Below are 12,227 nucleotides of genomic sequence, written 5' to 3'. Positions count from 1 at the left end.
GGGTTCACGGCCTGCCGCACCGCTCGACCAGGCGCCGCGCGATGTCCGGCCGCGCCGCCCAGTGCGTGTGCAGATAACTGGCGTGCACGCCGCCCTGTACGAAGCCCTCGACGCGCCGCTCCGGAAGCCGCATGCCCCAGGCGGGCGCGGGCCCGGCGCCCGGCTCCAGCACGGTCCGGTGGAACTCGTGTCCGCGCAGCCGCGCCCCGGCCGGGGCCAGCACGCTGTCGCTGACGGCCACGGCGTCGCGATAGCCGAGCGTGAGCCGCCCCGACATCTTCGCGTCCGCGTCGAGCACCCCGCACATCGGCTGCCCGTCGAGCGACCGCGCGAGATAGAGCAGCCCCGCACACTCGGCGACGACCGGAGCCCCGGCCCGCGCCACCTCGGCCACGGCCTTGCGCAGCCGCTCATTGGCGGACAACTCAGGGGCGTACACCTCGGGAAACCCACCCCCGATCACCACCGCCCCGGTCCCCTCCGGCAACCCCTCGTCCCGCAACGGATCAAACCCCACGACCTCCGCCCCCGCCGCCCGCAACAACTCCGCGTGCTCGGCGTACGAGAAGGTGAACGCAGCCCCACCAGCCACCGCGACGACGGGCCCGGCAAATCCAGCCCCGCCGGCGTTTGAGGCGCGGAGCCCCGCGTCCGCACCCCCGGCTCCGGCATTTTCAGCCCCTCCGGCGTTTGAGGAGCGGGGCCCGGGGCGGAGCCCCGCGTCCGCACCCCCGCCTCCGCCAATTTCAGCCCCTCCGGCGATTGAGGAGCGGGGCCCGGGGCAGAGCCCCGCGACCTCAACCCCGGCTCCGCCGAACACTCCCGGACCACGCGGATCCCACGCCGACGTCAAAAGCGGCGCCGCCGACCGCGCCAACCCCAGCAACCCCTCCAGATCACACCCCTCCCGCACCATCGCGGCAGCGGCCCGCACAGAATCCACCGCCCCCGCACTCCGCTCCGCCACCGGCACAAGCCCCAAGTGCCGCGCCGGCGTCGCCACTTGAGGCGTCCGCCGCAGCGCCCCGTACACCGGAACGCCAACCTCCTCCATCGCCTCGCGGAGCAACTCCTCGTGCCGGTCGGAGCCGACCTTGTTGAGGATCACCCCCGCGAGCCGCACCTCGGGGTCGAAGGACGCGAACCCGTGCACCAGCGCCGCGACGGACCGCGACTGCGACGAGGCGTCCACGACGAGCACGACCGGCGCCTTCAGCAGCTTCGCGACATGCGCGGTGGACGCCAGCTCACCTTCCCCCGACGCCCCGTCGAAGAGCCCCATCACGCCCTCCACGACGGCGAGTTCACACCCGTCCGCCCCGTGCGCGAACAGCGGCGCGACCAGCTCGGGCCCGCACATGTACGCGTCGAGGTTCCGCCCCGGGCGCCCCGTCGCCAGCGCGTGGTACCCGGGGTCGATGTAGTCGGGCCCCACCTTGTGCGGCGACACGGCGACCCCGCGCTCGGCGAACGCCGCCATCAGCCCCGTCGCCACGGTCGTCTTGCCGGTGCCGGAGGCCGGCGCGGCGACGACGAGCCGAGGCACATCCACGGTCGTGCTCACCACTCGATGCCCCGCTGGCCCTTCTGACCCGCGTCCATCGGGTGCTTCACCTTCGACATGTCGGTGACGAGATCCGCGAACTCCACCAGCTTCTCAGGGGCGTTGCGGCCCGTGATGACGACGTGCTGCTGACCGGGCCGGTCCCGCAGTGTCTCCACCACATCATCGACGTCGATCCAGCCCCAGTGCATCGGATAGGCGAACTCGTCGAGCACGTACAGCTTGTACGTCTCGGCGGCCAGGTCCCGCTTGACCTGCTCCCAGCCCTCGCGCGCCTTCTCCTCGTTGTCGGCCTGATCGTCGCGCTGCACCCACGACCAGCCCTCGCCCATCTTGTGCCAGGCCACGGTGCCGCCCTCGCCGGTCGCGCCGAGCGTCTTGAGCGCGTTCTCCTCGCCGACCTTCCACTTCGCCGACTTGACGAACTGGAACACCCCGATCGGCCACCCCTGGTTCCAGGCCCGCAGCGCGAGCCCGAACGCGGCCGTCGACTTGCCCTTGCCGACGCCCGTGTGCACGAACACCAGCGGACGGTTGCGGCGCTGACGTGTCGTCAGTCCGTCGTTCGGTACGACACTCGGCTGTCCCTGCGGCATTAAGCGGCCCTCCTGGTGATGTTCTGCGTTCCGGTGGTCACGTCCTTCACGAGCCCGGCGATCGAGTCCGCCCGCAACTCGTCCAACGACACGGCCGTGCCGCCGAGTTGACCGGCCAGCTGCCCGGCGAGCCCGAGCCGCACCATGCCGGTCTCGCAGTCGACGACGACGCTCGCCGTGCCCTCGGCGGCATGCAGCCCGGCCGCACGCCCCGCCAGCTTCACGGGCTCGGGCCCACCGGTCGCCCGCCCGTCCGTCACGACGACCAGCAACGGCCGCCGCGCCGGATCCCGCAGCCGCTCCACGCGCAGCACCTCGTGCGCCTTCAGCAGCCCGGCCGCCAGCGGGGTGCGCCCACCGGTCGGCAGCGACTCAAGGCGGGCCGCCGCCGCGTCCACGCTCGACGTGGGCGGCAGGGCGACCTCCGCCCCCGTCTTCCGGAACGTCACGAGCCCGACCTTGTCGCGCCGCTGGTACGCGTCGAGCAGCAGCGAAAGCACGGCGCCCTTGACGGCGGTCATCCGCTGCCGCGCCGCCATCGACCCGGAGGCGTCGACCACGAACAGGACGAGGTTCCCCTCGCGCCCCTCGCGGGTCGCCTGCCGCAGATCGTCGCGGCGCACGACGAGACCCCGCCCGCTGCGCCCACGCGCCCGCTGGTGCGGGGCGGCGGCCTGCACGGTGGCGGCCAAGTGCAGCTTGGTCAGGGCGCCTTGGGGGCGGGTGGCCCCGGTGGTACGACCGTGCTCGGTCCGCGCCCGCGACCGCCGCCCGGCGGCCCCTTCACCGAGCCCCGGCACACTCAGCATTTTCGTACGAAAGGGTTCACCGGCCGCGACGGGCTTCTGCTCGGGCGCCCCGGAGGCGGACGCGGGTGCGGCGGCGGGCTCCTCCGGGGATTCGGCGGGGTCGTCGTCACCGGCGGACGGAGTGTCCTGCGCGTCCTGGGGCTGGTCGTGCGGCCCGTCCTGCGGCGGCACGCCACCACCACCGGGACCGCCACCGTCGGGCCCGCCGTCGGGATCGTCGTCCGGATCCGACCCGTTGTCCGGCTCGTTGTCGGGGTCGGGGTCCGGCTCGTCCTCGGGTCCGAACTCGTCCAGCGTCTCGTCGAGCTTGTCCTCGTCGAGTCCCGGCGCGTCAAAGGGGTTTCGGCGCCTGCGGTGCGGCAGCGCGAGCAGCGCCGCCTGCCGTACGTCCTCGGCGAGTACGTCGGTGCGCCCGGCCCAGGCGGCGAGCGCGGTGGCCGTCCGCGCCATCACGATGTCGGCGCGCATGCCGTCCACCTCGAAGGCCGCACACGTCGCCGCGATCTGCGTCAACGCCCGGTCACCGAGCCGCACTTGGGGCAACAGCTCGCGCGCGGCGACGATCCGCGCCCGCACCTCGGCCTCGTCCTCGGCCCAGCGCCCCGCGAACCCGTCGGGGTCGTCGTCGTAGGCGAGCCGCCGCTTGACGACCTCGACGCGCTGCTCCGGCTCCCGCGACGCGGCGACCTCCACGGTCAGCCCGAACCGGTCGAGCAACTGCGGCCGCAGCTCGCCCTCTTCGGGGTTCATGGTCCCGACGAGCAGGAAACGCGCGGCATGCCGCACGGACACCCCTTCGCGCTCCACGTACGACGCCCCCATGGCGGCGGCATCGAGCAGCAGGTCGACGAGGTGATCGTGGAGCAGGTTGACCTCGTCGACGTACAGGATCCCGCGATGCGCGTCGGCGAGCAGCCCCGGCTCGAACGCCTTCACGCCCTCGGCGAGCGCCCGCTCGATGTCGAGCGCGCCGACGAGCCGGTCCTCGGAGGCGCCGACCGGCAACTCGACCATCCGGGCGTCCCGTTGAACACCCGGAGTCTCCTCGTGCGGCCCATCGGGGCACTGCGGATCCACGGCCCCCGGCTCACACGAGAACCGGCACCCGGACACGACGTCGACACTCGGCATGAGCGCGGACAGGGCCCGCACGGCGGTGGACTTCGCGGTCCCCTTCTCCCCCCGCACGAGCACCCCACCCACGGCAGGCGACACAGCGTTCAACAACAGAGCGAGCCGCAAATCCTCCTGCCCGACAACGGCAGTGAACGGATAGGGAGCATTCATCGAGAAAGTACCTCCAACGATTCAGGGGCGCGGGGCTGTGTCTCTTTGCAGCTCCGCTGCGGGGCGCAATCTTTTAGGGGGGTCCGGGGGCACAGCCCCCGGGGACGGGACGGGACGGGACGGGACGGGGCGGGACGGGACGGCGGGGGCGACCTCTCACCCCGGCGCCCTGGGCGCCCCAGGCGCAACAAACGGCAACCCGCTGGGCGCACCCCCCTCGATCAACCGCCACAACGCATCCGTATCGGCATACCGCTCGACCAGATCCCCCAACCGATCGAGCTGCTCCTCCCGCAACGCCTCGAACGACGTATCCGCCGCCGGCACAAACCTCCGCCCCGCCGCCCCGGCAACCACCCGCAAGAACGCCCGCCGAAACCCATCGGCCTCCAGCGACCCATGCCAATGCGTCCCCCACACGGAACCAACCCGGCACCCGTCCAGGAACGCCTCTCCGCCCCCCACCTCGGCCACCCCGTGATGGATCTCGTACCCCTCGACGTACTCCCCGAGCGCCTCCCCGACCGGCCGCGCGAGCGTCTTCTCCGCCGCGAACCGCACTCGTACGGGAAGCAGCCCGAGCCCGTCGACGACCCCGGCCCGCGACTCCACCTCGTCCTCGATGCGCTCGCCGAGCAACTGGAACCCGCCGCAGATCCCGAGCACGGGCCGCCCCTCGGCCGCCCGCCGCGCGAGCGCATCCGCGAGCCCACGCTCACGCAGCCACTCAAGGGCCCGCACGGTCCCGCGCGTCCCCGGCACGATCACCAGATCCGCGTCGGCCAACTCCTCGGCCCGGTCCACGAACCGCACGACGACACCCGGCTCGGCGGCCAGCGCGTCCACATCGGTGAAGTTCGACATCAGCGGCACCGCGCACACCGCGACCCGCAGCACGTCCTCGCCCACCGGCGGCGCCACGACGGACTCGCGTACGGCCCCGCGCAGGGACACCCGCAGCCCGTCCTCCTCGTCGATGCCGAGGCCGTGCTGGAACGGCAGCACGCCGTAAGTGGCGCGTCCCGTAAGCGACTTGAGCATGTCGAGACCGGGCTCCAGCAGGCTCACATCCCCCCGGAACTTGTTCACCAGATACCCGGCGAGCAACTCCTGGTCCTCCGGCGCGAGCAACGCGGTCGTCCCGAAGAACGAGGCGAACACCCCGCCCCGGTCGATGTCGCCCACCACGAGCACCGGCAGCCGGGCGGCCCGCGCGAGCCCCATGTTCACGATGTCGGTGCGCCGCAGATTGATCTCGGCGGGCGACCCGGCCCCTTCACAGATCACCGCGTCATGACTGGCCCGCAACTCCTCCAGACACCCGACGACGGTGTCCAGCAAGGCGGCCTGCCGCCCCCCGTGATACCCGCGCGCACTCAACTCGCCCACGGGCTTCCCCATGAGCACGACCTGACTGCTCCTGTCGCTCCCCGGCTTCAGCAGCACCGGATTCATCAGCGCGCTCGGCTCGACCCGCGCGGCCTGCGCCTGCATGGCCTGCGCCCGCCCGATCTCGGCGCCCTCGCGGGTCACGAACGAATTGAGGGACATGTTCTGCCCCTTGAACGGCGCGACCTTCACGCCCTGCCGCACCAGCCACCGGCAGATCCCGGCGGTGACGACACTCTTCCCGGCGTCGGAGGTGGTCCCCGCGACGAGCAGCCCGCCGCCCGTCATCGCCGCCCCCGGGCTCGTACGACTCGCACACCCACGCAGACTCCCAACGCCAGCAGAGACACCCGCCGCGACAAGCGCACGGCCCGATCCACATCACGTACTTCGACCGCCCGCCCCGGCGCGTTCAGCACCGGCCGGTGCTCGACCCGCCCGCCGTACGCCAGGGTCCCGCCGAGCCGCACCCCGAGCGCGCCCGCGAACGAGGCCTCGACGACACCGGCGTTGGGGCTCGGATGCCGCCCGGCGTCCGCCCGCCACGCACTCAGCGCCTCCCGCGGACGGCCACCGGCGAGCACGGCGAGGGCACCGGTGAGCCGGGCCCCCGGCCATCCGGCGACGTCGTCTAGGCGGGCCGATGCCCACCCGAACCGCCGGTACTTCACGGACTTGTGCCCGACCATCGCGTCGAGGGTGTTGACCGCCCGAAAGGCGACGAGCCCCGGCACCCCGCCCACCGCGCCCCACACGAGCGCGCCCACGACGGCGTCGGAGGTGTTCTCGGCGACGGACTCGACGACGCCCCGCGCGATCCCGTCGGCGTCGAGCCCCTGCGGGTCCCGCCCGCACAGCCGCGGCAGCAACTCCCGCGCCCGCTCCACGTCCCCGGCCTCCAGGGCGGCTCCTACGTTCCGTGCCTCGCGGCCGAGCGAGGTGCCGCCGAGCGCGGCCCAGGTCGCGGCGGCCGTCAGCGCGACGGAGGCGGCGGGGGAGCGGCGTACGAGAAGGGTGGCGGCCGCGGCGAGTCCGGCGGCGCCACCGGCACACACCACGGTGTGCAGGGCGCCCGCGCCACGGTGGTCGCGCCACAGCCGGCGCTCGACGGCCGCCGCCGTACGCCCGAATCCGGCGACGGGATGCCCACGGCGCGGATCACCAAGAAGAAGATCGGCGAGCACTCCGGCAGCGGCACCGCACGCATACACGCGTTCGGGCCGCCAGACGCCGCGCGGGGCGAACATGGCGGTAGTTGTCCTCACTCAGGGTGTCCACGCCCTGGTTCGACGAGACCGGCAGCGAGAGTTCCTGGCTCGACCTGCCGAAGCAGGGCTCACAGTGGCGGGACCGCGCCGGATTCGCACCGGCTTCCTCAACTGCTGCCGTATATGGCGGTGGAAGTATACGAGGTCGCAGCGCGCGCGTACGTAAGCGGGGTGCCGGGACAACACCCACTGTCCCGACACCCCGCCTTCGTACGCTCACACGCCGTCAGGCCACGATCAGATAGATCCCGTAGGCCACGGCCGCCGCGCACAGCGCGAAGCAGACATACGCCCCGGACGTCGCGACCGCCGCCGAGCCACCGTCCCGCGCCGCGGACTCCTTCTTGGAGAGGCCCACGATGCCGAGGGTGAACAGGCCGACGAGGGCCACGGTGACGACGAGACTGACGCCGAACACGGAGCCGAGGGCCGCCCAGTCGATCTTCATAGCTGGTCCTGCTTTCTTACAGCGTGGCGCCGGCGGCGCGCGCGGAGTCGTTCACCGACGCGGCCTTCGTCGGCTGGGCCGGGATCGCCGCCTCCGACTCGACCGTGCCCGCCGGCGGCGGGGTGACCGAGGCGATCGCGGTCGTCACGACGCCGGGAGCCTCCTGCGGAGTGCTGGCGTGCGGCTCGTCCGCCGTGACGTTGGTGTGGTCGATGGAGTTGCGGCGCGACAGCTTCCAGATGACCGCCGAACCGATCACGAGCAGCGCGGCGGTGAGGCCGATGCCCCACGGGCCCTGCTTCGTCAGGAACTCGGCGCCCGCGCCCACCAGACCGGCGGCCGGCAGGGTCAGACCCCACGCGACGAACATCCGGGTGGCGGTCGACCAGCGGACCACGCCGCCCTTGCGGCCGAGGCCCGCGCCCATCACACCGCCGGAGCAGACCTGCGTGGTGGAGAGCGAGAAGCCCAGGTGCGAGGAGGCGAGGATCGCCGTCGCCGCACTGGTCTGCGCGGCGAAGCCCTGCTGCGGGGCGAGGTCGGTGAGGCCCTTGCCCATGGTGCGGATGATGCGCCAGCCGCCCAGGTAGGTGCCGAGGGCGATGGCCAGACCGGCCGAGACGATGACCCACAGCGGCGGGTCGGCGTGCGGCGCGATGACGCCACCGGTGATCAGGGCGAGGGTGATGATGCCCATCGTCTTCTGCGCGTCGTTCGTGCCGTGCGCGAGGGAGACGAGACCGGCGGAGGCGATCTGCCCGGCGCGGTAGCCCTTGGCGGTCGCCTTCTCGTCCGTCTTCCTGCTGATGCGGTACGTGAGGCGGGTGGCCAGCATCGAGGCGATGCCGGCGACGAGCGGGGCGGCCACCGCGGGCAGCAGCACCTTCGTGACGACGGTGCCGCCGTTGACCGAGGACCAGCCCATCGACATGACCGCGGCGCCGATGAGGCCACCGAACAGGGCGTGCGAGGAGCTGGACGGCAGGCCGAGCAGCCAGGTCAGCAGATTCCAGAGGATGGCGCCCACCAGCGCCGCGAAAATGACCTCTGTCTTGAGGCCGTCCTCATTGACGATGCCGCCGGAGATCGTCTTCGCGACTTCGACGGAGAGGAACGCTCCGACGAGGTTCAGCACGGCGGACATGGCCACCGCCGTCTTCGGCTTGAGGGCGCCGGTCGAGATGGTCGTAGCCATCGCGTTGGCGGTGTCGTGGAAACCGTTGGTGAAATCAAAGACCAGCGCGGTAACGATCACGATCGCTAGGAGCAGCGTGGCATCAAGTGCCATATCCGGGATCCGTTTCAGGTTGCGTACGGAGGCGCTGACCACGGCAGTCTCGCCGAAGCCTTCATGAACGTAAGGAGGCCGGGTGAACGGAAGATGAACTGGCGGAGGCCCCTGGGCGTCCACTACGCACGGCAATCGTATAAACGCACAAAGTCTCGAGATTGGAGCGATGTGCATGGGGAACCATGCCCGAGCATCGGCAAACCGCCCCGGGTTGCTCCGTGTCCGCGACGCCGTGATGACGATCATCACACTCCACGTGAACGTGGCCTGCGAGGCCGGGCTTGAGGCCGGCCGGAGTCCCCGCGGTGCCCGCGGAGCGGTTCGCGCGGCCGCTCGTTCGGTCTCGTTGGCCGACGCGATGATGACGTGCTCGGGGGCACACGGATCTGCTCTTTTCCCCAACAGCCGCCCCTTGGCTCCGATCTACTTCCCCGAGGACACGTCTCTTCCTCGGCTCCCCGCTGGGTAGCCATGAGGCTCTTCGGGCTACACGTGCAGGCGTGCACGTATGTACTGCTCATGGGGATTCGAGGAAGAACGGCATACGCCTGCGCATGTTGCTTGCCCGGAAGTGGGAGCGCTGCCGCGAGTCGGTCAGTCGCTTCAAAGGATGGGCGTCGCAGATCAAGGCCAACCAGAACTACGGCCGCGTGAAGCGATGGCTTGGAGATCTGTCCGTGGCGGTGCTGTCCGACAGCATCGCGGCGTTGATCCTCTGCCTCTGCCTCTGCTTCCGCGGCCGGTAGCCCTTCCAGCACCCGTCCTGGGACGGGCGTTTGGGGGAGGTCTCTCTTCAACCTTGAGGCCACGCCAGCGCACCGCAAAGTGCGCTGACGATTTGGAATGCTCAAGGGGCGATCACGTCGGTGATCGTGCGCAGCTCTACCCGCAGGGTTGCGCAAGTCCTGCCAGGTCACCGAGTCGCCCCGGGCGAAGATCTGCCCGACGGCTCGCGGCCGGCTGAGCGTGCGGCCCTCGAAGCCGAGCTCCTGGCCGCTCTGGGGCTGCTCGAAGTTCCAGCAGGACAGCAGAACAGGGGGTCGTGTGAGGACCGGCGTGTCAACGTCACCGGGGCCCAGGCGCCGGGGCGCCTGGCCAGTCGCGAAGGGACTGACATGACACAGGCTCTCATGAGTGCCGTTGATCAGGGTGCGGGCCTGCCCGCCTCTGCTGAGCCCCAGAATGGAATGGAGGCGCTGCTTCGGTCCACCGGGGCCGTTCTCCAGGTCGCAGAGCCCGGCCAGCTGCGGGCAGTCGCCTACCTCCGGGTGTCCACCGAGGATCAGGCCAAGGGCTACGGCATCGACTACACCGGCAAGCGTGTGGTCAAGCGCATCAAGGAACGCGGTTGGGCCATGGTCGACGTCTTCGCCGACGAAGGGCTGAGCGGAAGCCTGGAAGCGCACGAGCGCCCCGACCTGAAGCGCCTGATGGAGTCGGCGAGGCAGGAACCGCGCCCGTTCGACATGGTTGCGGTCCATGAAGGACGCGTGATCGGGCGTACTGGCCGCGCCTTCTGGCGCTGGGTGTGGGAGCTGGAAGACCTCGGCATCTACGTCCACGTGGTCAAGAAGAACTACGACAACTCGACCTCGCAGGGCCGCAGCCGGATGCGCAAGGATGCCGACTACGCCGAAGAGGAGCGCGAGAACATCCGCGACCGCACCCAAGGCGGACTTCAGGCGAAGGCCGAAGACGGCGGGTGGACCGGCGGACGGCCGCCGTACGGCTACATGATCGAAAACAAGGGCCGGCGGGGCCTGTCCCGGCTCGTCCTGGACGAGCGGGAGCAAGCCGTACTGCACCGGGCAGGGAAGCTGGAGCCGCGGCTCCTCACGGAACACGCGGCGCCAGGCCCTTCGACTACCCCCTCGCGAACCGCTTGAGCTGGGTCATCGAGCCATTGAAGAGATTCTGATCACCGGGCAGCCGGCCGCTGTTGTCGTACTGCCAGAACGTCCAGTAGTTCCAGCCCGCCGGTAGTGCGCCAGCGCTCTCGTCGTACCGGGCGAGCCACAACGCGTGGTTGGCGGCGAAGGCCCGGCTGTTGCCGGTGCACTTCTTCCACCACCGGGCGTTGGTGTAGATGACCGGACGGCGCCCGGTGCTGCGCGTGACCTGGTCGCTGAACGACTTGATCCAGGACACCAGCGTCGACTTCCGCAGCCCGTAACAGGGGTGCTTGGTGCTGTACGGGTTGTACTCGATGTCGAGCGCGGGCGGCAGCGTCCAGCCGTCCCGCCGCCAGCCCCCGCCATTGCGCACGAAGTACGAGGCCTGCGCCTTGCCGGACGACTTGTGGGGCAGCGCGAAGTGGTACGCGCCACGGATGAGGCCCGCGCTGCGGGCGCCGTTGTACTGCCGCGAGAAATAGGGGTTGCGGTAGCTCGTCGACTCGGTCGCCTTCACGTAGACGAACCGGGCCCCTTTGTTCTTCGCCTTCTGCCAGTTCACGTTCTTCTGGTGCGAAGAGACGTCGTGCCCGCGCGGCTTGCCCGCGCCCTGGGCCGGCAGCTCCGCGAGCAGGGTCCCGCCGATGGTCAGGGCGGCGACGGACGTGACCGCGGCGATGCGGGTGCGACGGACAGAAACCATGGTGCCCCCCGAAAGCGACGTGCATGACAAATCGTCAGAGATCTCCCAGAGAGTAGCGGTAGATCGCCAATTGCCCGTTAAAGACAGGCCAATCGGAATGAGGAGGGATCAATCACCATTTGAAGAATTCGGAGGATTGAGATCCGCAACGGCGGCGGCTGGCAGGATGCGCGCCATGGCGGAATTCCAGGAACCACAGGAACCACAGGAACCACGGGAACCCCGGGAGCCGCAGGAGCTCGACGAGGCATGGCGGGAGCTGGTGGCGACGGCCCGCCGCACCGTGACCGACGGCCTCGTCGTCGGAACCTCCGGCAATGTCTCGGTCCGGGTGGGCGACACCGTCCTCGTCACGCCGACCGGCGTCCCGTACGAGAAGCTCGGCCCCGACGACCTCGTCGCGGTCGGCCTCGACGGCGAACAGCGCGCCGGCACCCTCAGGCCGACCAGCGAACTCCCCATGCACCTCGCCGCCTACCGGCACACCGGCGCCCGCGCCGTCGTGCACACCCACGCCGTGCACGCCACCGCGGTCTCCACGCTCGTGACCGAACTCCCGCCCGTCCACTACATGACGGCCGCACTCGGCGGACCCGTCCGCGTGGCCCCCTACGCCACGTACGGAACCCGAGAGTTGGCCGAGAACATGCTGCGCGCGCTGGCCGACCGCACGGGGTGCCTGCTCCAGAACCACGGCACCCTCACTTACGGAGACACCCTCGCCGCCGCCTACGACCGCACCGCCCAGCTGGAGTGGATGTGCCGCCTGTGGCTCACCGCCCACTCCGTCCCCGGCCTGACCCCCTCGATCCTCACCGACGAGCAGCTGCGCGAGGTGGGGGAGCGGCTGAGCGGCTACGGGCAGCGGCAGGCCTGAGAAGCACGGCAGGCCCTGAAGCACGGGAGGCCTGAAGCGCGGGGCGGCGTCACCCCGAGCCGTCGCCCCACTGGCCGGGGCGGGCGCGGCACCCGACACTGGA

Annotated in this window: 9 protein-coding genes, 1 pseudogene and 1 riboswitch; of the genes and pseudogenes, 2 read left to right on the top strand and 8 right to left on the bottom strand. The window is 71.0% G+C overall.

The genetic code is table 11. The annotated features are described in order from the left end of the window. Positions 1–4 precede the first annotated feature (4 nt). The 7 genes and pseudogenes from RBJ65_RS41205 to RBJ65_RS41175 all read right to left on the bottom strand — a co-directional run bounded on the left by RBJ65_RS41205 (position 5) and on the right by RBJ65_RS41175 (position 8,649). Complete coding sequence (locus tag RBJ65_RS41205; protein ID WP_306322478.1) at positions 5–1,564, bottom strand: cobyrinate a,c-diamide synthase; 1,560 nt, start codon at positions 1,562–1,564, stop codon at positions 5–7. Next, a complete protein-coding gene (gene cobO / locus RBJ65_RS41200; RefSeq protein ID WP_306322477.1) occupies positions 1,561–2,160 on the bottom strand; it encodes a cob(I)yrinic acid a,c-diamide adenosyltransferase in 600 nt (199 codons plus the stop codon). Before cobO ends, RBJ65_RS41205 begins: the two co-directional genes overlap by 4 nt. Next, positions 2,160–4,256, bottom strand: coding sequence for a putative cobaltochelatase (locus RBJ65_RS41195; RefSeq protein ID WP_306322476.1), 2,097 nt, complete (start codon positions 4,254–4,256; stop codon positions 2,160–2,162). The genes cobO and RBJ65_RS41195 overlap by 1 nt, the downstream gene beginning before the upstream one ends. Next, positions 4,253–5,933 (bottom strand): annotated as a pseudogene (locus RBJ65_RS41190) (cobyric acid synthase). The gene RBJ65_RS41195 and the pseudogene RBJ65_RS41190 overlap by 4 nt, the downstream one beginning before the upstream one ends. After that, a complete protein-coding gene (locus tag RBJ65_RS41185) occupies positions 5,930–6,892 on the bottom strand; it encodes a cobalamin biosynthesis protein (RefSeq protein ID WP_306322474.1) in 963 nt (320 codons plus the stop codon). Before RBJ65_RS41185 ends, RBJ65_RS41190 begins: the two are co-directional and overlap by 4 nt. A gap of 37 nt (positions 6,893–6,929) precedes the next feature. Further along, positions 6,930–7,079, bottom strand: a riboswitch (cobalamin riboswitch). A gap of 60 nt (positions 7,080–7,139) precedes the next feature. Next, positions 7,140–7,361, bottom strand: a complete 222-nt coding sequence (locus RBJ65_RS41180) for a hypothetical protein (protein WP_306322473.1) — start codon at positions 7,359–7,361, stop codon at positions 7,140–7,142. A 16-nt stretch (positions 7,362–7,377) separates the two neighbouring features. After that, complete coding sequence (locus RBJ65_RS41175) at positions 7,378–8,649, bottom strand: inorganic phosphate transporter (RefSeq protein WP_306322472.1); 1,272 nt, start codon at positions 8,647–8,649, stop codon at positions 7,378–7,380. Positions 8,650–9,767: 1,118 nt separating this feature from the next. Here RBJ65_RS41175 and RBJ65_RS41170 point away from each other — a divergent pair. After that, positions 9,768–10,538 carry a recombinase family protein gene (locus RBJ65_RS41170; protein WP_306322471.1) on the top strand — a complete coding sequence of 257 codons (771 nt, stop codon included), beginning with the start codon at positions 9,768–9,770 and terminating at the stop codon, positions 10,536–10,538. Here the strand turns inward: RBJ65_RS41170 and RBJ65_RS41165 are convergent. After that, the gene (locus tag RBJ65_RS41165) at positions 10,516–11,247 is read right to left on the bottom strand and encodes a lysozyme (RefSeq protein WP_306322470.1); all 732 of its coding nucleotides are present in this window, start codon (positions 11,245–11,247) and stop codon (positions 10,516–10,518) included. The two genes, RBJ65_RS41170 and RBJ65_RS41165, sit on opposite strands and share 23 nt — an antisense overlap. Positions 11,248–11,422: 175 nt before the next feature. On the opposite strand from RBJ65_RS41165, the gene RBJ65_RS41160 reads away from it, so the two are divergent. Continuing rightward, positions 11,423–12,124, top strand: coding sequence for a class II aldolase/adducin family protein (locus tag RBJ65_RS41160; RefSeq protein ID WP_306322469.1), 702 nt, complete (start codon positions 11,423–11,425; stop codon positions 12,122–12,124). Positions 12,125–12,227 lie beyond the last annotated feature (103 nt).

This window comes from Streptomyces sp. KL109B, from assembly GCF_030766935.1.
Lineage (GTDB): Bacteria > Actinomycetota > Actinomycetes > Streptomycetales > Streptomycetaceae > Streptomyces.
Note: the sequence above shows the minus strand (reverse complement) of the source record. Positions and strands in the feature narration are given on the sequence as shown.

Coding starts and splice junctions, on each gene's coding strand:
- RBJ65_RS41185 (WP_306322474.1), bottom strand. CDS start 6,892: ATGTTCGCCCCGCGCGGCGTCTGGCGGCCCGAACGCGTGTATGCGTGC.
- RBJ65_RS41170 (WP_306322471.1), top strand. CDS start 9,768: ATGACACAGGCTCTCATGAGTGCCGTTGATCAGGGTGCGGGCCTGCCC.
- cobO (WP_306322477.1), bottom strand. CDS start 2,160: ATGCCGCAGGGACAGCCGAGTGTCGTACCGAACGACGGACTGACGACA.
- RBJ65_RS41160 (WP_306322469.1), top strand. CDS start 11,423: ATGGCGGAATTCCAGGAACCACAGGAACCACAGGAACCACGGGAACCC.
- RBJ65_RS41180 (WP_306322473.1), bottom strand. CDS start 7,361: ATGAAGATCGACTGGGCGGCCCTCGGCTCCGTGTTCGGCGTCAGTCTC.
- RBJ65_RS41175 (WP_306322472.1), bottom strand. CDS start 8,649: ATGGCACTTGATGCCACGCTGCTCCTAGCGATCGTGATCGTTACCGCG.
- RBJ65_RS41165 (WP_306322470.1), bottom strand. CDS start 11,247: ATGGTTTCTGTCCGTCGCACCCGCATCGCCGCGGTCACGTCCGTCGCC.
- RBJ65_RS41195 (WP_306322476.1), bottom strand. CDS start 4,256: ATGAATGCTCCCTATCCGTTCACTGCCGTTGTCGGGCAGGAGGATTTG.